Origin of the sequence: uncultured Kriegella sp. (genome assembly GCF_963975415.1) — a bacterium.
In the GTDB taxonomy this organism is placed as follows: Bacteria; Bacteroidota; Bacteroidia; order Flavobacteriales; family Flavobacteriaceae; genus Kriegella.
This window is the reverse complement of sequence record NZ_CAXBGN010000009.1, coordinates 112345-133478: the sequence shown is the minus strand read 5'-3', so window position 1 is coordinate 133478 and position 21134 is coordinate 112345. Positions and strand designations below refer to the sequence as shown.

Genomic DNA, 21134 nt, shown 5'->3' with positions numbered 1-21134 from the left:
AACATTTTTTTGCTGGTTGATATTGGGTTGTTTGATGGTTCCCTAGATTTGGAGAAATAGTCAAGCAACCCAATTTTTTATGATTTTGGAGTGATTTCCTGAAAGTGGATGATGTAATTTGACCCTTCCTTTAAAGTATCCCTTACAATATTTCCCCGAAGTTGGCGCGTTAGTTTTTGAATTAATGTTAATCCCAATGACCTTCTTTTGGCTTTCAAAACAGAGGTAGGGAACCCTATGCCATTATCTCCTATTTCCAATAAAAAATTCGGGTGGTTCAATTTTCTTAGACAAATGGAAATGGTACCACTGTTGTTTTTGAACGCGTATTTGAGTGAATTGGTTACAATTTCATTGATTATAAGTCCCAAGGGTATTGCCGTATCAATGTTTAAGTACACTTGTTTTATGCTAAGATGAATTTCGATTTCATTCTCAGGCTCTTTCATTGTGCTGATTAGACCTGTAATAAGCTTTCGTATGTATGCCTCATAATCTATACGTTCTAAATCATCTGTTTTATATAGCATTTCATGTGATAGGGCCATGGAGTTGATTCTATTCTGCAGCTCCTTAAATAAATTTTTGATCTTTTGTTCTTCAATCCCCACAGATTGCAACGCAAGCAGACTGGTAATTACCTGCAAATTATTTTTCACCCTATGATGAATTTCTTTTAGAAGGGTCTCAATGGACATACGATGTTGCTCAATGTCTTCTATATGATTGTTACTCTGTCGGGTAAATGTGAAGAATAGAATAAATATTATGGAGAACAACAATAAATTGTTGGTAATTCGAGCCCAAAATATGGCATTAGGCGCAATATGGACCATAGGGGGTATGTTGGCGAAATGCCATTCGAGGTAAATCCATATTAGGGCCGGGACTGCCACCAAGGCCCATTTCCAGATACCTATTTCTTTATCAAATAATAGTAACGGACCAGCTACTGTGCTCATAAAAAAAAACTGGATATGCAATTCAGGGCCGAAGACAAGAACTTGGCAAAGTAAGACCAAATATGCTGAAGAAATTGAAAATACCCGGGATGCAATAGTCATCTCCAACTTATTCAAAAGAGGAGGTACAATGCTCACAAGGGAAACTGCGGCAAACAGTATAACGGTTATTTTAGGAAAACCTAATGAGAGGGCCACAGTAGATTGCAGTACGAAAAGCACAAATAGAAAAATTGATATTTGGTTTACTATCCGTACTCTTCTGGTGGTATTCTCATCAAGTTGGTTTGAAACCCCTAAATTGGTAATCTTGGTGAGTATTTTCATTGTTCTAAAATTTCAACCTTTTCAAATAGATATTGCCATTTAAAGCCTGGTCGCTTTCAATGGTGTTGAGAAGGTTCTAAAATTAGTTTCTATAAAGTGTTCTAAACTTTTTTGCTAAGCGATTCTTCAGAATCAAAAATTAATTTGCTAATTCCGAGAACCTGTATAATGTAGTATTTTTCTTTCTTATTTCAAACTAAAATCCTATTTATAGGCTTCAGTGCTCTTAAGATGCCTAGCAACTCTGTAGAGGGCTATTATTTTGATTTGTATAACATATTGTCTCGTAGTGCATTATGATTTTTGCAATTACTTGCTTTCTGAATGTTATAATGGAATGAAGTATGAATGTGAAAACAGAATTTTTGTTTAACTCTCTTGCAGTCTTGAAATAATTTTTCCAACGTTTTTTTCTTCCAGTCGGGCAATCGTTTTAAGCGTAAATCCTATGACTCGTGATCGCGGCGATTTGATATGATTGGCCAGCTTTAATACGAGTTGATCTATACCCATAATGGCATCCTTATTTTGACTTCCAAGGCCCCATAATAGATTTGCGCTGTTCCACGATTGTTCACGGGCTTTACGCATGCTAAAGTCAATGATTTTTTCATCAGTGTTTTTCCCAGCAATATCTAATAAAAACATTAATGGCGAGACTCTGCTCAGTCGGTCTTGCATTTCGTTTGTAATGTTGAAAAGAATATCGTTTACTTTAGTAAAATCATTTTCGATATCGGTCAATTTTTGATCTGTCATTGAAATGCTGGTAGCAATGGCCAAATCGAGATTGATATGGGTGTTGATGCCCATCATAATATGCTGTAAAATTGATAGGGGCTCATCTTTGGCCATAAAGGCGAATTCCCAAGATTTGCTAGCAGCCTTGCCTGCATGATAATTTCTGTAGGCATCTAGATAAAGGTTGGCGAACTCAACATCCATTCGTTCCAAGCGCTCATTGTCCTCAAAACTTTGACGTAGTATTTCGGTCTGTATTTCAGCGGTCGTGCGTCTATAGATATAGGCAAAGAGCCCCAGACGGTTGTTGGTAGTAATACAGTTATCAATAATTTCATCTAATTGGTCAAGAACTTCCTGTATGGTTTTTGCTCGGCTCATGCGTGGTGATGTTCTAGCGGTCTAATCTTTTTGAGCTACTAAAATAGGGAAAGAAAGATTAAAACGGCTAAGGGTACCATGTCAATAATAAAATCTTCAGGATTACTTACGATTTAGGCATGATCTCTTGAAAGTTGATGATATAGTTGGTTCCTTTTTTTGAATTGTCTTTTTCGATTTTTCCACGAAGCTGTATGGTCAATTTTTGAACTAAAGTCAATCCTAATGAACTCTTTTTTCCTTTCTTTGGAATATTGGTGAACCCAACACCGTTATCCCCTATTTCCAAACGAAAATTCTTATCGTCTAAATTTTCAATTGCTATTTTTATCATACCGTTATCTTCTTTAAAGGCATATTTGAGTGAATTGGTTACCAATTCGTTGATGATGAGTCCTAAAGGTATCGAAGTGTCTATGTTTAGGTATATATTGTTAATGTCGACTTGAACATCTATTTCATGCTCCCTTTCTTTCATAGAATTGATTAATCCGTTTACAAGTTTTCGAATATAGGCCTCATAATCGATACGCTGTAAGTCATTGGTTTGATATAGCATTTCATGGGATAAAGCCATTGAGGTAACTCTGTTTTGAAGATCTGAGAATAAATTTTTAATTTTTTGTTCTTTGATTCCCATAGATTGTAAGGCTAAAAGACTGGTAATGACCTGTAAATTATTCTTTACCCTATGATGAATCTCTTTTAACAGGATTTCAATAGCCATGCGCTGTTTCTCGATATTCTTTATTTGCCTATTACTTTGTTGGCTGAAGATGTAAAACATAAAGATTATAACGGCAAACAATAATAAATCATTGGTTAGTCTAGGCCAGTAGAGTGAATCTGGATCAATACGTATAAGGGGGGATTTATTGCTGAAGTGCCATTCAAGATAAAGCCATATGGGAAACACCATAAAAACAAATACCCACTTAAACGGACCTATTTCACCATTAAATAGAAAAAGAGGAGCCCCTATACAGGCTATTAAAAAAAAATGAATATGAAGTTCGGGGCCGTAGACAAGGGTCTGGATGAACAAAATGGCATAGGTGGAAAATAATAATACGATACGTGAGGCAATCGTCTTACCCATTAAGTTCAGCACTAGTGGGAGTAGAAGAATGAGGGTAACTGGAATAAACAGCAGAATGGCTATTCTGGGAAAGTCAGAGATTATAGCAGTCACCAACATGAAAGTAGAAAGGGTTAGCGTGAACAAAGAAATCTGATTGACCAATCTGATTTTTTTTATGGCATCTTCATTCATATGAGTCGAAACCCCGAAATTACTGACTCTGGTGAATACGTTCATGCATATAGTTTTTTTAAACGTGGTGTAGTTTCAAGTAGACATTGATTATTAGAATCAGCAAATTTAACTATCTGCTTATTAGCTACAGTCATTCCGTATTTAAGATACTTTATTTTTTGAGTTTTTAATACCAAGGACATAAAAATAAATAGGACAAAATTAAATTTAAATCATTGCTTTTTAAGCGTGTTACGGTATAATTGTGATGGTTGCCGATACGCTGATAATACACGTTTGTGGCAAGGGAATTAATCATCAATCTAAAAACGGATTAAGCGTGCTATTTTCTATTATTCATGGCCTGAACTGTACTGACTGTTACCAAGAGTTGACCAACATGGCGTTGGCTATGTTCGGCAGCATGAAAAAGTAGGCCTATCAGGGTAGTCGGTAATTGTTTTCTTCCAACCGTGCGCGCTTGGGTAAGATCAACATCGGCAAGGGACTTAAAGTAAGAGAGGGCCTCATTTACCTTATGTTCAAAAAGTTCTACAAGTTCTGCGATGGTCGTTTTTGTTTCTGCATTTCCTTCATTGCGTAATGCTTGTAGTTGAAGTTCAGAAAGATTTGAACCTTTGGCATAGGTCAACAATCTGTCGACAACACCGGTCAAGTGTTGCAAGTGAAAGCCTACCGAGGCTCGCCCAACGGGCTGCTTCCAAAGCAACTCTTCAGGAAATTCTTGAGTGTATCGTTTTACCTCTTCTTGTGATTGTATCAAGGCGTGCGCCGCAGGTTGTAACAGTAGAGGAATATTATGTATTGGCCCACGTAGCCATGCCTCTATTCCGTTTGGTTTTGTAGTCATTACCTTTCTTTTTGCAAATTTCACTAAAATGACGGTCTAAAACAAATCGAAACCCCATGTATTACGGGCACTCATACTTAAAATTCCGTTTATTTAAGAACCAAATAAACGATAATAAAAACCCATGCCAAATAGCATGATCCATAGATAATTTTAAGCCCTACATCGTGTTGGACTTTTATCCACTTTGGCTTTGGAGGGTAGTAGTTATTTGAAATTTTTCTGCCAATGAATATGCCATTGTCTATGCCCCATTCTTCTTCGATTTTTCTGCCCCTACTAATCAATTGGTCATGTAGTTCGGTATTTCGTTTATCGTAAATACGGATGCCATAGGTGAAAATAAGACCTAGGCAACAGACCAACAGTTTACCATATAACTGCATGTCAGAAGTTATTATATTCAAAATAACTGCAATCGAAACGATGGGGAGAAAGCCCAACAGTTTAAAACGAACGGAAACCAATTGACGCCAAGTACTGCACACTTCTTTATACATAGTTTCGAGGTGTTCGTTATTTTCTTCCAAAGCCGTTTTTAGAGGGGTAGTCCTATAATTATTATTCTCTCTATAATCTTCTATTTTTAACCAGTTCTCGTTTTTGTCACAGTATTCAAGATACCAGGCATATATTTTTTTGTTTTTGGTACCGTGTAAAACCCAGGCACTTCTCTTCTTTTTTTCAAGTTTTTTGTAGACGTTTTTCGATGAGTTTTCTTTAGAGAGTCTTTCTAGGAAGAGCTTTTCCAAATTATTGCTATTCTCCAGACCTGCCGCTTGTAGTTTAGCCAGTATGACTTCGGGATTTCCTCCCATATCCGCTTTTCGAAGTATACCATTTAGAAGTTTGAGAGTTTTTTTCATAACCATGAATTATAGAGCATATTCCTTTTAAAAAATAAATACGATTGAAATTGATCCTTAACCAGGGGGTGAAAATAAATAAAGGGGGAAAGAAAATTCTAGGGGGGAGACTTCTACTAAGATAATGAATTTTCCAAAAACATGAATTAGAAGGCGTTGAAAATGAGTAGTCCATTAGCAATCGTGCCCGGCTTCTCTCTCACATCAAATGTGTGTTTTGAATCAGTAGGTAGTTGATGGGCATGTGCTTTTTAACAAAAAAGAAATCGGTGTATTGGCCAGAAGCTTATCCGTGGAGCACCAAGAAAACGCTATAATATATAATTCGCTTTGGCAGATTTTCTCAAACGATTAAAATAATGCCGCCGTAATAGACCTAACCCATAATAGTTTAACTGACTGGCGACAATTCACTGATAATAACTTCGATAATAGCTCCTTCGGTATTTTTTCTGTGGGCCGCGATATGGGCACTGGCATTGTGATTTAGCCATAATTCGCGGCTTTTCCAATTTTCATAAAAGAAAAAGCGATCAGGATTTTCGTTGTCTTGGTGTAAATCATAATTGAGACAGCCTTCCTCTTGAAGTGTAGGGGGTATCAACTTAAGTAATGCTTGTTTTACGAACTCTCGTTTTTCGGTTTTGGCAAGAATACTAGCGGTAATGGTCAATTGCTGGCTGCTCATGTGTACTTGATATTTTTGGGTTGTCACTTTCACAAATATAACAATCCTGTGGTGTGACCAAGCAAATTTTTCTTGAATTGTTTTACAACTTAAACTTCTGAAATTCGTAACTGTCCTACATCGATAGGCGTGCAATTAGATAGATCACTGTAGGCTATCTATTTACCGTATGCCAGGTGCTTATAGCACTGGAGTCAAAACAATATTTCTATAGGCAACATTCCCATGGTCACCCTGTAAATAAATAGGACCTGGAGCAAAGACATCAGAACTGATAGCACCTCCTGTTGGGCCATCTACAGGTTGGTTGTCAATAATTTTTTTACCATTAAAAATGACGGTAACATGGCGATCGACCAAAGTAATATCTAATGTCTGCCATTCGCCGGCCGGTTTCTCGGCACCTTCACTCGGGGTAATTCTACTATAAAGTGCGCCCATGTTATGTGGGTCTAACGGTTTCCCATATGAATCTACCACTTGTATCTCATAGAGCCCGCGAAGGTAAATTCCGCTATTGTTTCCTTTGGGTACGTTCACTTCCAATTTAAGGTTGAAATCTTCAAATTCTTGTTCTGTCCTTAGATTTCCATAAGAAATATGGTGTCCGTCTTTAGGCTGAACCGGATTATTGACCAATTGGCCGTCTTCCACCTTAAAACCATTTGCTTTTTTAGGGTCAATAGGCCGCCATCCGTTGAGATTTTTACCGTTGAACAATTTTATTTTCTTGCCATATTTTACCTGTGATAAATCAGGAGCTGGCCCAACGGGTGCCAGTCGTTTGCCTTTGATTGTACTAACGTTTTCTCCGGGACCATCCCAATGAGGGCCGGTCATGGTGCCTGTTATTTCATCACCGTTTCTAGTGATTCTTAGCGTGCTGGTGATGGTATGTTTACGGGTGTCGTTTCTTTTGACTTCATTGGTGCGGGTAACGACCAAGGTGTTCTCATCGGCCAAATACACATGGCTTACGGGCGTTACACTACCGCCGATCCATAAGAGTTCGGCATCTAGGTAATCCCCTTCTTGATGCACGTTCAACCAACCGATTCCACCTCCGTCGATATCAAATGTCCACATGCCTAAAAACCCATTCTCACTGTTCGAAAATTTGAGATTATCTGCAAGCAGATGGGGCGTTGTAAACAAGAATATGGTGATGAGTGTAATTAATTTTTTCATGATATTATGTTTTAAGGGGATTTGATATTGAACCAAAGACACCGGAACGACCAAAACGGTTCAAGTTACGCCTGATTTCAATATAGACAATAATTTTATTGACTATATTTTTTACCGAAATTAAATTTAATGATAAAAAATGAAAATCTGTTGCTAGTGCTTTCCTTTAAGCTTAGAATAATCTATTTGAACAATTTCTTGAATGCCCTTTTCATAGGGAGTAGGAGTCCAGTTAAATCGTTTTTCAAATTTACTGCTGTCAAAGACATAGTGGCGATCGTATTGGTAGAGCATTTCGACCATTTCTTTCATGACGGGCACAAACCACCCCATAATTTTGATTAAAAATTTAGGAAGTACTCGGTGTTCGGGCATAACACCCATGGCGATGGCCGTCTGTTGTATCCACTCCCTACCGGTGTAGGGGTTGGCAGCTGTAGGCAAATGCCAGACCTGATCGTAAGCATCGTGGGTGTTTCCCAAAAGTGCCGTAGCTTTTCCGGCATCTGGGGTGTAGGTAAAGGAATGTTTTAGGGTGTCCGAACCCATCCAATTCGCTGTTTTTCGTTTCGAAAGATTTTTGAATACCATTTCGGTAAGCATACTGGTATTCTGGATTGATGGCCCATAATAATCTGCCGAACGTGCAATAAGGGCAGTCAGATTTCCGGCGGTTACCTCTTCCAATATCATTTTTGAGATCTCGGCCCTGACTTTTCCTTTTTTACTAGGCGGGTTGATCGGAGTTTCTTCAGTCATCCCATCCAAATGATCTTTATCGTACATGTAGATATTGTCAAAAAACACCAGTTTGCAGCTTTCATTTTTACATGCCGTGATGACACTTTCCATAAATTTAGGCCAATTGTTCTGCCATGTTTTGAGGTCGTAGGGAAACCCGACCGTAATATAGACTACCGACGAGCCCTGTACCGCTTTTTGTACTTCTTCGGTATTCAGTAGGTCTGCGGGGTAAAGGGTGTCCGTCTCATTCACTTTTTTAGGATTTCGGCTAACTAAACGGATGTCGGTCGTATATGTCGTAAGGGCTTTTGCCAGTTCAATGCCAATGGCCCCACCCGAACCTAATATGGTCTGCATGTTTTTTTGTTTTATTGCGGATTAAAGTTAATGAAGTTTGACCAATAGCCGACCACTAATAAAAACTATTAAGCGGTTATGAAAATTGGTGTTTTGACCCTTCGACTACAGGTATGACTTTTTTGTTGGCCTAGTCCGAAAGAGCTTGCTATTCAGGCGGGTTTATGACAAAGTAGTTTACTTGCCACTCGACACTTTTTCTACAACAATCCCCGTGCCTTGATTTCGAGATACTTGTTTATCGTATTGATTGTCAGGTTTTCGGGGGAGGTCAAAATAGTCTGTATACCATAGCGTTGCAGTTCTTTTTGCATCAGTCGTTTCTCCAGCGAAAACTTCTCGGCAATGGTCTTATGGTATATGGTTTGAAGATCTTCGGCATCGGTAGAAATAAGTTTTTCCAATTCGGTATTCTCAAAGAAAACAACCACAAGTACGTGTTTTTTTGCGATGGCCAAAAGAAATGGCAGCTGCCGCTTTAGTGCTGAAATATGTTCAAAATTGGTATAGAGCAATAAGAGGCTGCGTTGGTTCACTTTACGCTTGATATGGGCGTAGAGCAGTCCGAAATCGGAATCTGTGAACTCGGTAGTGATGTTGTAGAGCTTTTCCATAATAGTATTGAGATGGGTCAGCTTTTGAACGGCGGGTACAAAACTCTCAATTTGTTTTGAAAACGAAATCATTCCCGTTTTATCATTTCGTTTTAACGACACGTTCGAAAATGCAAGTGTTGAATTGATGGCGTAATCAAGTAACTTCAGGCCTTCAAATGGCATTTTCATAACCCTTCCGGTGTCTATTATGGAATAGATAGGCTGTGATTTTTCATCTTGGTACTGGTTGACCATCAATTGATTTTGTTTGGCAGTAGCCTTCCAGTTGATCGTTCGAAAATCATCTCCTTGCACATATTCTTTGATTTGTTCGAATTCCTGTGTATGCCCGATACGCCTTATTTTTTTTAGTCCGAATTCCGTAAGCCGGTTACTGATGGCTAGAAAATCATATTGTTGCATTTGAATAATTGATGGATACACGGGCACCATTTGGTCTTTTTGAAAGACAAAACGGCGTTTGATTATACGTAAGGAGGAGGAAACATAAACATTCAGATTGCCAAAAAAATACGCACCACGGTCAACAGGTCGTACGGTATATTCAAAGTGTTTTTTTTCGCCTTTGATTAATTCGCTTCGGTATTCAAAATCTCGTTTTTGGAATTGCACCGGAAGCTCATCTATCAATACGAGGTGCACCTTAAATGGATACATCGATGCAAATTCAATCGTAATAGGGTTGAAATCGCTGTTCGAAAGTTTCTGTGGCAATTGCCGTTGTGCTGTTACCGGCAAAGGTGTACGATAAAGGAGTGCGATATCGAATAAGGCCAAGGCGAACAATAAGAGGGTAAGAAGCCATGCTATTGGATATAATGCTGGCAACCAGTAGCTAATTATAAAACAGGCCGCCAATAGTGCGATATACCTGAAGAATGTATTATGAATGTAAAGTGATTTAAGAAATCGCACGAGTTATCTGGGTATTTCGACGGATTCGGTAATCATGTTTACCACACTTTCGGCGGTCATGCCCTCCATTTCCCGTTCTGGTGTTAGAATGATACGATGGTTCAACACGGGGACTAACGCTCTTTTTACATCTTCGGGAATAACAAAATCGCGCCCAAGGATGGCCGCAAAAGCCTTGGCAGCATTTAAAGTAGCTATCGAGGCGCGAGGCGATCCACCCAAATACAAATGCGGATGGTTTCGGGTCTTGGTTATAATATCGGCAATATACTTGATGATTTTTTCCTCTACCATAATAGCCTGTATTTTGGCCTTATAGTCTTGTAATTGATTTGGGGTAAGTACCGAACTTACAAGAGTCTGTGGTTTTGAGCCTTTGCGGTCATGGTGGGTCTGTATAATTTTTACTTCTTCTTCCACTGTCGGATAATCTACTTTTATTTTAAAGATGAAACGATCTAACTGTGCCTCGGGCAAAGCATAGGTGCCTTCTTGTTCGATAGGGTTTTGAGTAGCCAATACCATAAACGGGTCTTCCATTTTATAGGTTGTCCCATCCATGGTTACTTGGCGTTCTTCCATGGTCTCGAACATGGCCGCCTGTGTTTTGGCGGGTGCCCGATTGATTTCATCAATCAGGATGATGTTGGAGAAAATCGGTCCTTTTTTATATTCGAATTCGGCCGTTTTTACATTAAAAATAGAGGTGCCGAGAATATCACTGGGCATGAGGTCTGGCGTGAATTGAATTCGACTAAAATCGGTCTTAAGGGTCTTTGCGAACAACTTGGCCGTGATTGTCTTCGCTATACCCGGAACTCCTTCAATAAGTACATGGCCGTCAACTAAAAGAGCTACGATCAGCAATTCGATAAAATTCTCTTGGCCAATGATGACCTGGCTTAGTTCGGTCTTAATTTCTTCAACCGCCCTCTGTAGATTTTCCAACGGTACGCGATTGTCGAAATTAAGCTCGTCGGATTGTGTTTCATTATTTTCCATGGGCTTTAGCTTTGAATTTTTCTATTAAAGAGTTTAATTTTTTAAGTGCGTCATCCGTCGGCTCCGTGGAGGCGTTCAACTGGTCTATATACGAGAACAATGCTATTATTTCTTCTTTGGAGTGATTGCTACGCATTGCCAAATGTTGATAAAAGACATCATCTTGTTTTAGGGTGTTCAGATAAAAATGGGTGCGTATATATTCAAGAAAATAGGCAATTTTATGTTCTATGATCGACTTTTGCTCGCCTTTCTCAAAGTACATATCGGCAATGGTTCTTGTAAACGCCAAAGTTTGGTTCTGCAACGGCATTACCACGGGTATTGCACGTTGTTTACGCTTGCCTTCGAAAACTACATAAAGGAGTGCTCCGAATAATACAAGATAATAGGCCCATTTAAATTCTTTGGTATTTAAAAAGATATACATGGGCGAGGTATAGAACGATTTTCCCGATTTGTAATGATTATCCACATATATAGGTTGTGAGGCATCTAAATAGGATAGTAGTCCTGCCGTATAATTTTTATTGTTATCCTTTAAGATAAAGTAGTTGGTAAAAGCCTTGGGAAAGGTTGAGAGTATAATTTGACCTTGGCCAAAAGACTGTCTTAGCACATTGCACTGTTTTTTAGCAAGACTATCATTTTTTGAAACTGAGGAAACCTCGCCAACAATCTTGGTGTTGAGTGTATCGATACTTTTAAAATAAAGGCTGTGACTATCTTTGTCAAAAATGTAGCCGTCTTCCGATTGCAATTGTGGGTTGGTCAAACGGTGTCGTTGTTTCTGTTCTTCCCCGAAGTCGGCATAGAGGCCTGAAGTTTTTAAATGCAAGGTATCGGTAAGTTGCTCTTCAAAACCCGCCGAAGCTATAAAAAGTGTATTTCCTTTTGACGTCCAATCGAGTAAAGTGTGCAATTCAGCTTCTCCGAATTCTACCTTGTCATTGACGAAAAAATAGGTGCCAGCGTTATTTTCTTCCGCATTTAAAAATTCAAAAGGTGGTTTGTTTACTTGTTGTGTTTGGCCCTGAAACATTTTTTCCATGACATCATTCAGTACAAAGGTGCCGAAGGGAATTTTGTGCTGGGATACGAACGAAGGAAACCAATTGATTTCTTTAGGCCTGCTATACTGCAAAAGCATGAGCACAATTAAGGTGAATACTGAGATTACAATATAAACATTCGCCTTTTTACCCATGCCGCACCAGTTTTTGAAGGGATGAAAAAAAAGTTTCGGCTCTTTTGTAACCTATTTCGTCAATGTCGAAATTGCCATACCAGATATAGGTGTAAAGTCGGGTGATTTTGCCAAAAGGCAATTTTAATTCTTGCCTTTTTATTTCTTTTAGGTAGTCGTCATTTGTTTTTTGAGGTTCCCAAGCGATGAGCTCTTGTTCGCTCATAAGCTGCAAAATGTAGAGGTAGTAATACCGAACGGCCAAACGGTAATTCTGACCTTCCAAGGCTTTTTTAATCAATTGTTGAATATCTTCATTTTTGATGATGTGCTCTTCTTCTGAAAGCGAAACCAGCCCTTGATTATTTTTGGCCCGTTGCATACCTGTTGCATTGATATTCAAGAAGAATTTAATGAGAATAAAAATGAGAACGCCTAAAAGGATATAAGGAATCCACTTAAAGAAAGAGAGCAAAAAACCTGCTGCTTTCTCCACTCCAAAAAGCCATTCGAAAAATTGTAATAAAAGATTGCCCGCCCAGGTTTTGAAGTCGTTCCACCAGGTGGCGTCCGTTTTTAAAATTTCATAATTGAAATCAGGGTCATTTTGATATGCCTCTAAATCAGCTGCCTCTATTTTTTGAATTGTCAGCGAAGAATTATCATATTGAATTTCTGCAGAACTATCGTCCTGTCCATGAATCTGAAATACAAATAACATGTAAAATAAAAATATGAAAATGCATTTGTGCATATTTGATATTACGGAGTTTCCCCAAGATTTTTAATGCGTTCATAGGTACCTGTGAAGTTCTTTTTTTCATTTAAATTAAAATAGATGAAAACTCCTGCAACGATAGATATGATGTTAAGTAAAAATTGCGCCAGGGTACTAATCATATTAAAGAGTATGTAAATGGGATCTTGAAAGACATCCATCATATTTTCGGCATCCATTTCTCCTGAAAAAATTCCCATTTTCATCCATTGATAAATCATGCTAGGTACCGCAAAGGCATAGCTGGCAATAGCTACTATAATAACGATGACCAATAAGGTGGCGAAGGTAATCCACCAATAATCACGAACTAAAGTAAAACTATAACTAAAAGAATCGGAGGCGCCCAAACCATTATAGACCATAATGCTAAAAGACAACGACAAGGGTACCCAAAGATATACACCGGGAATGAGACAGATCATTAGCCCAAAACCTACCGAGAGAGCAACTAAAATACCTAGCCCAATGAAACGCCAGAAGGTATCGTATACTCCGGTTTTGATGGTTTCAATATTTATTTCGCCTTTACCATTGGAATACGACTTTATGTAATGTAATACGGTAGATTGTGACATTACATAGACCGTTACAAGTGAAGCAATATAGAGTAGGCCAATGGGTATCATGAGAATAATGTTCGGTATTTCACTAGAACTACCGACCATCATATTAAAGCTGTTTCCGATGAAGTATAGATAGAGCCCTAAAGAAATCATCATAACCAGCAAATAAGGACCGACAATTTTAAAAAAAACGGTCATAAAGGGCTTGAACTGGTCGCGTAAAAAGGCAAAGGTATCAGATAATATCTCACCCAACTCACGTTGTTTTTTAAATTCTATGTAGTTATTTTTCATAGGACGCTTTCTTGTAAAGTTGTTTAGGGTATATAACGTAGTAAAAGAGAATTAGTGCCAACGAGCTTAGAATTATAATGATGGCAAGCCAATCTGGCATTTCGGTATGTCGTGTTACAAAACCTTCCAAGAAACCGGCTATAATAAAGAAGGGTAAGGTGCTGACCATAATTTTGAGTCCGTTTTTGACCCCTCTCTTAAACGATTCCAACCTGGTATACGTGCCGGGGAACAATATACCGTTGGCTAACACTAGACCGGCACAGCCTGCAATGACAATCACTGATATCTCGATGGTGCCATGGATCCATATGGTACGTACCGATTCCCAAAGTAATCCCTTTTCATAAAAGAAATATTGAAAGCTACCCAACATGATTCCGTTTTGCAACATAATCATCAAGGTGCCCACGCCTAAAAAAATACCGTAGGCAAAAGCTAATAATGCCACCCTGATATTGTTTATAGTAATACCCAAAAACATATTGAATTCTCCCATTTGCTTGTATACGGCCATTGGGTCGCCTTTTTCTATATTCTCAAGCGTCATGTTTACATAACCGTCTCCTAGAATAGATCGCACAAAATCACCTTCGTTGGCTGCAGAAAAAGCTCCGACCACGGCAAAAAAAGCAAACACCAAAAATGCAATGAGCAATTCACGATGGAAGTGGTAAAAAAGTGTCGGAAATTCAGATTTCCAAAAAGAGATAATCCGGTTTTTAGGTTCTCTTTTGGTCTTGTATATTTTTTGATGCGCCTTTGAGGCCAAAGAATTTAAATAAAATTCCGTATTGCTACTGGGGTAAAAAGTCTTGGCATAACTGAGGTGGTCGGTTATTTCAATATAAAGATCAGACAATACATCAGGCGCAATATTCGTTTTCTTTGACAGTGCGTTTTCAAAAGTAGACCATTTGTCTTTATTTTGCTTTACAAAGGCAGCCTCACGCATTAACTTACAGGGTTTGTAGTCAAAGAAACGGAAACTATGGAACAATTTCAAATAGAAACTGCCCAAAATATAAGCATCAGTCAAAATACGGCCCACTTGGGCGATCGCATGCTGGCCTATATTATCGATAGTTTTGTGGTTACAATATATATGATACTCGTTATATGGCTATTGCTAGCTATGGATATTGACTTTTCTGATATGTGGGCGCTCTATCTATTATTGAGCTTGCCCGCATTTTTATATTATGTGTTGTTGGAAACTTTTATGGACGGAAAGACCATAGGTAAAAGCCTAATGCATATCAGGGTCGTTAAACTAGATGGATCAAAACCCAGTTTTGCCAGTTATTTTGTGCGTTGGATCCTACGTATTATCGACGTGACCTTAACTTCAGGAGGTGTTGCGGTCTTAACTATTCTGATTAGAGGTAAGGGACAACGTGTGGGTGATATAGCGGCGGGAACGACTGTTATTAGTGAAAAGCAGCGAGTGAGCCTAAAAGATACGCTATTGCGCGAACTTCCCGATGGTTATGTGCCAAGGTATCCTCAAGTGACCGTTTTTAAGGATAATGAAATGCAAACCATCAAAGAACTTTTCGACGCGGCCAAGCGTAACGGAGACCACCAGATCATCCTTACACTAAGTGACCGTATCAAAGACGTTACACAGATAAGTACAGAACTTAAACCTGTTGACTTTGTAGACATTGTCATCAAAGATTACAATTTTTATACCCAAGAACTTTAAGCTAATAGTCGGCTTTTTTTTTGAAGAATTTAGACTTTTTTCATCGCCGAAATTTTAACCGATGCACCCGCTGTTATTTCTTGTTTCGAGCTTTCATTTCGTAGTTTTGCCGCGATTAATCAACTAAAAAGGTATGTTCTACTTTGTAATAGATATTTTAGGTACTATCGCTTTTGCTATTTCAGGTGTTTTGGTAGCTATGGATAAAAAATTAGACCTGTTTGGTGTATTTATCATCGCCTTTGTTACCGCCACTGGTGGCGGAACACTACGTGATATGCTGATTGGGAGTACCCCTGTTTTATGGATGCAAGAACCCATATACGTATTCACGATATCGGTGACGGTGGTCTTTAGTATTATTTTTGTAAAGCAATTGAAATATTTGCGCAGAACACTGCTTCTTTTTGATACGATTGGTATCGGCCTATTTACGATGGTGGGAATCGAGAAAGGGCTATCGGTCGATCTGTTGCCTATAATCTGTATAGCCCTGGGCACCATTACTGCATGCTTTGGGGGTGTTATTCGTGATATGCTATGTAATGAAATTCCCGTTATTTTTAAAAGAAAGGAGATTTATGCGACGGCTTGCATCTTAGGAGGTCTTAGTTATTTCTTATTAATACTATTGCCCTTTGACGGGGCCTATGCTTATATGGGTGCCATATTGATCATTATTACCACACGTTTGTTAGCCTTGAAATTCAACATTTCATTGCCAAATATTTATCGCTCGGGAAAATAGCGGAAAGCTTGATTTCATAACAACTAATCAATAATCTCCGCTTTGGTAATATACACATTCTGAAAGGGCCAATCGCCTTTGCCTACACGCACATTGTTAATTTTGTCTACCACATCCATACCTTCGACGACTTTACCAAAAGGGGTATAGTTGCCATCTAAATGATAAGAACCGGGCTTAGTCACTACAATAAAGAATTCATAAGGCGAAGCCAACATATGCGGATTATTAATTTCACTACTGGGCATTGATATTGTACCGCGATGGTGTTTATAACCTTTTCGTGTATCGGGAGGCAAAAGATATCGGCCTATCTTTCCTCTTTTTTCGGCTGTTCTTTTGTCATCGGAATTTCCCCCTTGTATAATAAATTTTTTTACGACCCTGTGAAATTGGGTGCTATCGAAATAACCCGCTCTGGTCAAGTATATAAAATTGGCCCTGTGATAAGGCACATTCTCAAACAGTTCAACTACAAAACTTCCCATGCTCGTGGTTAAACGCACCTTTTTTTCTTTAAGATCTTTTTGATAATCGAAGAAGAATTCAATGGCATTTTCTTCGGTCAGTTTAAACTCTTCCTTTTCGGTTTGCTGTAGCGTTGTACTATCAATTTGAACAGAATCTTTTTTAGTCGCCTCTTTAACGTCAGGGATTACTTTTTTATCGGGTTCCCCTTTACAGGCAAGTAAAAAAAATAGTGGTAATATTGTGGCTTGGGCCAGTTTTTTAAATATCATGGATTATTCTTTTTTTTCACAACAGATACCAAAAATAAAAAAACTACCTCTTCCGGGCGAGGCATCACATTATAAAATGGCTCCGCCTGTTCGCATTCGATTGATGGAAGAGAGTAAACTGAAAAAAAAACAACCCAAAAAAGCTGGGGTAATGGCATTGTTTTACGGTGATGCGACTAATCGTACCCGGTTGTTGCTCATCCTAAGAAAAACATATCAAGGTGTACACTCGAATCAAATAGGATTTCCAGGAGGAAAAGCTGAAAAAAGCGATGCCAATATTTTGGAGACCGCCCTTCGCGAAACCCATGAAGAGGTCGGAGTTTTGCCCAATAGGGTTAAAATTATAAAATCGTTGAGCGAAGTTTATATCCCTCCTAGCAATTTTGAGGTGCAACCGTACATCGGGCTTTACACAAAAACGAAACCCTTTCAAATTCAAGAAAGTGAAGTAGAATCTTTGGTCGAGGTACGTTTTACCGATTTTATGGACGATAGCAACAACTATATGCAAAATTTGACAACATCTTATGCCAAAAATATCGATGTACCTGCCTTTAAACTAAACGGTTATACCGTTTGGGGCGCTACCGCTATGATGTTAAGCGAAATCAAAGAGCTCTTGAAACAGGTATTTTAGCGTCGTAATTTTGTAGATTTGCGGTTATGGGCTTGTTTAAGGAAAATCCGTTCGGACATATTCTATTTTTAAAAAAGTGGCTTATCCGCATATTGGGTATTTTCACACACCAACGTTATAAGGGTTTTAATACCTTGGAAATTGAAGGCTCTGAGATTATCAGAAACCTGCCTGATAGAAACGTACTCTTTGTAAGCAATCACCAGACGTATTTTGCCGATGTAGTGGCTATGTTCCATGTGTTTAATGCAAGCCTAAGCGGAAGGGATAATAGCATTAAGAATATTGGCTATATCTGGCATCCGAAATTGAATATGTATTACGTCGCGGCAGCTGAGACGATGAAAAAAAGTCTGTTAACCAAGATTTTTGCCTATGCGGGCTCTATTAGTGTCGAACGTACTTGGCGTTCGCAGGGGCAAGATGTGAACCGACAGGTGAAAATGAGCGATATATCTAATATCGGTAAGGCGTTGAATGATGGGTGGGTCATTACATTTCCCCAAGGAACAACTACCCCATGGAAGCCTTTAAGAAAAGGAACTTCACATATTATCAAGAAGTATAGGCCAATTGTAGTGCCCGTGGTTATCGATGGTTTTAGGCGCTCGTTTGACAAAAAAGGGCTCCGAGTAAAGAAAAAGGGTATTTTGCAGTCGATGGTCATTAAAGAACCTCTAGAAATTGATTATGAGAACGAATCTTTTGATTCGATTATCGAAAAATTAGAATATGCCATAGAGCAACATCCTTCTTTCTTAAAAGTAATTTCGAAAGCCGATTTATTGGCTTATGAGCAAGAGAACGAACTGCGAAGATATCGTAACAGTAAGAAAATTTAATTTAATCTCTTTTGATATAACCTGCCTTCAACGGGTAGGTCGCTAAGTAATCTACTATATTTGAAAGCTTAAATTTCAAGTTGTCTTAATTCTTCATAATTCTTTTTAAGTCTTTTCAACAAAATACCATAAAGAAGTTTGTAAAATAGCCAGACCAAAAGCAGCAGTATCATAACCATTACCAAAGTGGCTCCAATAGTCAAAATCCAAAAAATAGTTTGGTTGCCTGCATGTTCTGCGGCATCAAGAATTTTTTTACTGTCGGGCCCATAGCGTACACTGCCGTAAAGACCTGTTACAAGCGATACGGTAAATATGGCAATATTGAACCAAACATACTGGGTGACCGTTCGCTTCACACTTAAAATGGTTTTCATTAACTTTTTTGATGAATCGGTGAACGAAATTTTCCGGTAGTTCGAATAGAACTTGAAAATAAAGTAGAGTAGCACCGCATAGTTGATCAAGGTAACGGTCAAGGTAATCTCATAAACATGTAGCGTTCTAAACAGTTCCCATGATTCGGCATCGGTGAATACCAAATTTATGGTTGCCCAAAACACGAATTCAATAATACTGATATAGAACATCCACTTTACAATGGAAGAAGATTTCTTCCAAATCATTTTGTAGATGTCTTCGTATGACAATTTAGGAAGGTGTTCTTCCTTTTTCTGCCAATCCTTTTTTAACAATTCTAACTCATCCATCATGTCATCAAGGATTCAAGATTGTTCGTAACTTATTTTTTATGCGGTTCATTTTTACACGGGCGTTTACTTCGGTAATTCCCAAGGTTTCTGCTATCTCGGTATAGTTTTTATCTTCGAGATAAAGAAAAATCAATGCTTTTTCGATATCTCCCAATTGTTTGACCGCTCCGTATAATAGTTTTAACTGTTGCTCTTCCGTTTCGTCATATGTGTCGGCCTTAATTTTAAAAACTACTGATTCATAGTCTTGCGTTTGAATGGTACGTTTTGATTTACGGTATAATGTAATTGCCGTATTTAATGCCACTCGATACATCCATGTACTAAACTTCGATTCACCCCGAAATTTTGGATACGCTTTCCATAATTGAATCGTTATTTCTTGAAACAGGTCTTGATGTGAATCCCTGTCATTAGTATACAACGTACACACCTTGTGAACAATGTTCTGATTGTTCTCCAGTTCTGTCACAAATTGATGTTCCAGTTTTTTGTTCACGTTAGTAGTTGTTCTCTATTAGTAGGTATAGTTCTTTTTTGTTACAAGAAATATAGATGTTTTTGATCACGATATCTTTTTTTTGATAACGTCGGTTGTATTTTTGGCGTAAATATAAAGAAGTGTTTTACAATTGAAATGGTCTTGTTTAGGCCGGCATTTCTTATTGTTTACTTTTATCGCTTAATTTGAAGTATGAATATACCAAGGTCTAGTTACCCAAGAATAGTGATTATAGGTGGTGGGTTTGCAGGTATTGCACTTGCAAAAAAACTCAGCAACAAAGAAGTACAGGTTGTACTTTTGGATAAGCACAACTATCATACTTTTCAACCACTTTTATATCAGGTTTCTACTGGTGGCCTTGAACCTGATTCTATTGCGTACCCCATTCGGAAAATTTTAAAAGATTACCCTAATTTTTTCTTTCGTTTGGCAGAAGTACAGCAGGTCATTTATGCCGATAAGACTCTTATAACGAATATTGGAACCCTACATTTTGACTATTTGGTACTTGCGACAGGATCGGAAACCAATTTCTTTGGAAATGTAGAACTACAAAGAAACAGTATGGCCATGAAGACCATACCCCAATCATTGAACCTTAGAAGTTTAATATTGGAGAACTTTGAACAGGCGTTGTTGACCGATGAGTATCATGAACGCGACGCACTCATGAATTTTGTAATCGTGGGGGGAGGGCCTACAGGAGTGGAATTAGCGGGTGCCTTGGCAGAGATTAAAAAAGGTATTCTTCCTAAAGATTATCCTGATTTAGACACGCGCAGGGTGCAGATCAACCTCATACAGTCGGGAGACCGAATTCTGAAAGAAATGAGCGAGAAAGCTTCTCAAAAGGCAGAAGATTTTTTGGAAAGTCTTGGTGTACAGATTTGGAAAAATGTTCGAGTGACCCATTACGATGGAAAAACGGTAAGCACCAAATCTGATGTCTCATTTGAATCGGCGACCTTGGTATGGGCGGCGGGAGTTAAAGCTGCATCGATTAAAGGTTTGGATGCAGAAGATTTATTGACAGGAGGCAATCGAATGAAGGTCAACGAGTTTAATCAAGTTGAGGGTTTCGAAGGTGTTTTTGCGATAGGTGATGTGGCGTGTATGCAAACAGAAGACACCCCAAGAGGTCATGCCATGATGGCTCAACCGGCCATGCAACAGGGGAGGCATTTGGGTGATAATATCCTCAAATTTTTAGAAAACAAGCCAATGCACCCCTTTGTTTACAAAGATAAGGGGAGCATGGCTACCGTAGGAAGGAATAAAGCGGTTGTCGATTTGAAGAATATGCGATTTCAAGGGGTTTTTGCTTGGTTTGTGTGGATGTTCGTTCATCTATTCTTTCTCATCGGGTTTCGAAACCGTATGGTAGTTTTTGTGAACTGGGTTTACAATTACATCCGTTTTGATCGCGAGGCGCGATTGATCATTCGTCCTTACCAACGCGATTACTCACAATTTAAGGAAGACGACAAATAAAATAGTCGA

The 21134-nt window shown here is 38.6% G+C and carries 22 protein-coding genes; 5 read left to right on the top strand and 17 right to left on the bottom strand.

The annotated features are described in order from the left end of the window. Positions 1–77: 77 nt before the first annotated feature. The 14 genes from AACZ88_RS18035 to AACZ88_RS17970 form a co-directional block, all read right to left on the bottom strand. Positions 78–1289 carry a sensor histidine kinase gene (locus tag AACZ88_RS18035; protein WP_339713264.1) on the bottom strand — a complete coding sequence of 404 codons (1212 nt, stop codon included), beginning with the start codon at positions 1287–1289 and terminating at the stop codon, positions 78–80. A 369-nt stretch (positions 1290–1658) separates the two neighbouring features. Then, positions 1659–2411 carry a DUF5995 family protein gene (locus AACZ88_RS18030; RefSeq protein ID WP_339713261.1) on the bottom strand — a complete coding sequence of 251 codons (753 nt, stop codon included), beginning with the start codon at positions 2409–2411 and terminating at the stop codon, positions 1659–1661. Between the two features lie 106 nt (positions 2412–2517). Then, the gene (locus tag AACZ88_RS18025; protein ID WP_339713259.1) at positions 2518–3729 is read right to left on the bottom strand and encodes a sensor histidine kinase; all 1212 of its coding nucleotides are present in this window, start codon (positions 3727–3729) and stop codon (positions 2518–2520) included. 280 nt (positions 3730–4009) lie between these two features. Beyond that, entirely contained in the window at positions 4010–4537 is a 528-nt protein-coding gene (locus AACZ88_RS18020) for a DinB family protein (RefSeq protein ID WP_339713256.1), read from the bottom strand. Positions 4538–4626: 89 nt separating this feature from the next. After that, entirely contained in the window at positions 4627–5403 is a 777-nt protein-coding gene (locus tag AACZ88_RS18015; protein ID WP_339713253.1) for a hypothetical protein, read from the bottom strand. 391 nt (positions 5404–5794) lie between these two features. Next, the gene (locus AACZ88_RS18010) at positions 5795–6118 is read right to left on the bottom strand and encodes a putative quinol monooxygenase (RefSeq protein WP_339713251.1); all 324 of its coding nucleotides are present in this window, start codon (positions 6116–6118) and stop codon (positions 5795–5797) included. Positions 6119–6271: 153 nt separating this feature from the next. Continuing rightward, positions 6272–7279, bottom strand: coding sequence for a DUF1080 domain-containing protein (locus AACZ88_RS18005; protein ID WP_339713249.1), 1008 nt, complete (start codon positions 7277–7279; stop codon positions 6272–6274). 153 nt (positions 7280–7432) lie between these two features. Then, the gene (locus AACZ88_RS18000; RefSeq protein ID WP_339713246.1) at positions 7433–8380 is read right to left on the bottom strand and encodes an NAD-dependent epimerase/dehydratase family protein; all 948 of its coding nucleotides are present in this window, start codon (positions 8378–8380) and stop codon (positions 7433–7435) included. A gap of 200 nt (positions 8381–8580) precedes the next feature. After that, positions 8581–9912, bottom strand: a complete 1332-nt coding sequence (locus tag AACZ88_RS17995; protein ID WP_339713244.1) for a DUF58 domain-containing protein — start codon at positions 9910–9912, stop codon at positions 8581–8583. A gap of 3 nt (positions 9913–9915) precedes the next feature. Beyond that, on the bottom strand, positions 9916–10914 hold the full coding sequence (locus AACZ88_RS17990; RefSeq protein WP_339713242.1) for a MoxR family ATPase: 999 nt from the start codon (positions 10912–10914) through the stop codon (positions 9916–9918). Continuing rightward, positions 10904–12121, bottom strand: coding sequence for a DUF4350 domain-containing protein (locus AACZ88_RS17985; RefSeq protein WP_339713240.1), 1218 nt, complete (start codon positions 12119–12121; stop codon positions 10904–10906). The genes AACZ88_RS17990 and AACZ88_RS17985 overlap by 11 nt, the downstream gene beginning before the upstream one ends. Next, a complete protein-coding gene (locus AACZ88_RS17980; RefSeq protein WP_339713237.1) occupies positions 12114–12821 on the bottom strand; it encodes a DUF4129 domain-containing protein in 708 nt (235 codons plus the stop codon). Before AACZ88_RS17980 ends, AACZ88_RS17985 begins: the two co-directional genes overlap by 8 nt. A gap of 41 nt (positions 12822–12862) precedes the next feature. Then, positions 12863–13738, bottom strand: a complete 876-nt coding sequence (locus AACZ88_RS17975) for a hypothetical protein (RefSeq protein WP_339713234.1) — start codon at positions 13736–13738, stop codon at positions 12863–12865. Continuing rightward, complete coding sequence (locus AACZ88_RS17970) at positions 13728–14693, bottom strand: stage II sporulation protein M (protein ID WP_339713232.1); 966 nt, start codon at positions 14691–14693, stop codon at positions 13728–13730. Before AACZ88_RS17970 ends, AACZ88_RS17975 begins: the two co-directional genes overlap by 11 nt. 36 nt (positions 14694–14729) lie before the next feature. On the opposite strand from AACZ88_RS17970, the gene AACZ88_RS17965 reads away from it, so the two are divergent. Both AACZ88_RS17965 and AACZ88_RS17960 read left to right on the top strand, forming a co-directional pair. Further along, complete coding sequence (locus tag AACZ88_RS17965; protein WP_339713230.1) at positions 14730–15446, top strand: RDD family protein; 717 nt, start codon at positions 14730–14732, stop codon at positions 15444–15446. A gap of 133 nt (positions 15447–15579) precedes the next feature. Further along, on the top strand, positions 15580–16194 hold the full coding sequence (locus tag AACZ88_RS17960) for a trimeric intracellular cation channel family protein (protein WP_339713227.1): 615 nt from the start codon (positions 15580–15582) through the stop codon (positions 16192–16194). A 23-nt stretch (positions 16195–16217) separates the two neighbouring features. Here AACZ88_RS17960 and AACZ88_RS17955 read toward each other — a convergent pair whose 3' ends face one another. Continuing rightward, positions 16218–16934, bottom strand: a complete 717-nt coding sequence (locus AACZ88_RS17955; RefSeq protein WP_339713225.1) for a peptidylprolyl isomerase — start codon at positions 16932–16934, stop codon at positions 16218–16220. On the opposite strand from AACZ88_RS17955, the gene AACZ88_RS17950 reads away from it, so the two are divergent. Together AACZ88_RS17950 and AACZ88_RS17945 are read left to right on the top strand one after the other, a co-directional pair. Next, positions 16933–17574, top strand: coding sequence for a CoA pyrophosphatase (locus AACZ88_RS17950; RefSeq protein WP_339713222.1), 642 nt, complete (start codon positions 16933–16935; stop codon positions 17572–17574). The two genes, AACZ88_RS17955 and AACZ88_RS17950, sit on opposite strands and share 2 nt — an antisense overlap. 26 nt (positions 17575–17600) lie before the next feature. Beyond that, positions 17601–18416, top strand: a complete 816-nt coding sequence (locus tag AACZ88_RS17945; RefSeq protein WP_339713219.1) for a lysophospholipid acyltransferase family protein — start codon at positions 17601–17603, stop codon at positions 18414–18416. Between the two features lie 68 nt (positions 18417–18484). On the opposite strand, the gene AACZ88_RS17940 is transcribed toward AACZ88_RS17945, so the two are convergent. Both AACZ88_RS17940 and AACZ88_RS17935 read right to left on the bottom strand, forming a co-directional pair. Continuing rightward, entirely contained in the window at positions 18485–19129 is a 645-nt protein-coding gene (locus AACZ88_RS17940; RefSeq protein ID WP_339713217.1) for a hypothetical protein, read from the bottom strand. Between the two features lie 4 nt (positions 19130–19133). Continuing rightward, positions 19134–19628, bottom strand: coding sequence for an RNA polymerase sigma factor (locus AACZ88_RS17935; protein WP_339713215.1), 495 nt, complete (start codon positions 19626–19628; stop codon positions 19134–19136). A 195-nt stretch (positions 19629–19823) separates the two neighbouring features. Between AACZ88_RS17935 and AACZ88_RS17930 the strand changes: the two genes are divergently transcribed. Continuing rightward, positions 19824–21125 (top strand): NAD(P)/FAD-dependent oxidoreductase, encoded by a 1302-nt coding sequence (locus AACZ88_RS17930; RefSeq protein ID WP_339713213.1) that lies wholly within the window; start codon positions 19824–19826, stop codon positions 21123–21125. The last annotated feature ends 9 nt before the right edge of the window (positions 21126–21134 follow it).

Bases quoted from the DNA above. Each gene is read 5' to 3' on its own strand.
- AACZ88_RS18035 (WP_339713264.1), bottom strand. From the start codon at position 1,289: ATGAAAATACTCACCAAGATTACCAATTTAGGGGTTTCAAACCAACTT.
- AACZ88_RS18030 (WP_339713261.1), bottom strand. From the start codon at position 2,411: ATGAGCCGAGCAAAAACCATACAGGAAGTTCTTGACCAATTAGATGAA.
- AACZ88_RS18025 (WP_339713259.1), bottom strand. From the start codon at position 3,729: ATGAACGTATTCACCAGAGTCAGTAATTTCGGGGTTTCGACTCATATG.
- AACZ88_RS18020 (WP_339713256.1), bottom strand. From the start codon at position 4,537: ATGACTACAAAACCAAACGGAATAGAGGCATGGCTACGTGGGCCAATA.
- AACZ88_RS18015 (WP_339713253.1), bottom strand. From the start codon at position 5,403: ATGAAAAAAACTCTCAAACTTCTAAATGGTATACTTCGAAAAGCGGAT.
- AACZ88_RS18005 (WP_339713249.1), bottom strand. From the start codon at position 7,279: ATGAAAAAATTAATTACACTCATCACCATATTCTTGTTTACAACGCCC.
- AACZ88_RS18000 (WP_339713246.1), bottom strand. From the start codon at position 8,380: ATGCAGACCATATTAGGTTCGGGTGGGGCCATTGGCATTGAACTGGCA.
- AACZ88_RS17990 (WP_339713242.1), bottom strand. From the start codon at position 10,914: ATGGAAAATAATGAAACACAATCCGACGAGCTTAATTTCGACAATCGC.
- AACZ88_RS17985 (WP_339713240.1), bottom strand. From the start codon at position 12,121: ATGGGTAAAAAGGCGAATGTTTATATTGTAATCTCAGTATTCACCTTA.
- AACZ88_RS17980 (WP_339713237.1), bottom strand. From the start codon at position 12,821: ATGTTATTTGTATTTCAGATTCATGGACAGGACGATAGTTCTGCAGAA.
- AACZ88_RS17975 (WP_339713234.1), bottom strand. From the start codon at position 13,738: ATGAAAAATAACTACATAGAATTTAAAAAACAACGTGAGTTGGGTGAG.
- AACZ88_RS17970 (WP_339713232.1), bottom strand. From the start codon at position 14,693: ATGCGTGAGGCTGCCTTTGTAAAGCAAAATAAAGACAAATGGTCTACT.
- AACZ88_RS17965 (WP_339713230.1), top strand. From the start codon at position 14,730: ATGGAACAATTTCAAATAGAAACTGCCCAAAATATAAGCATCAGTCAA.
- AACZ88_RS17960 (WP_339713227.1), top strand. From the start codon at position 15,580: ATGTTCTACTTTGTAATAGATATTTTAGGTACTATCGCTTTTGCTATT.
- AACZ88_RS17950 (WP_339713222.1), top strand. From the start codon at position 16,933: ATGGATTATTCTTTTTTTTCACAACAGATACCAAAAATAAAAAAACTA.
- AACZ88_RS17955 (WP_339713225.1), bottom strand. From the start codon at position 16,934: ATGATATTTAAAAAACTGGCCCAAGCCACAATATTACCACTATTTTTT.
- AACZ88_RS17945 (WP_339713219.1), top strand. From the start codon at position 17,601: ATGGGCTTGTTTAAGGAAAATCCGTTCGGACATATTCTATTTTTAAAA.
- AACZ88_RS17940 (WP_339713217.1), bottom strand. From the start codon at position 19,129: ATGATGGATGAGTTAGAATTGTTAAAAAAGGATTGGCAGAAAAAGGAA.
- AACZ88_RS17930 (WP_339713213.1), top strand. From the start codon at position 19,824: ATGAATATACCAAGGTCTAGTTACCCAAGAATAGTGATTATAGGTGGT.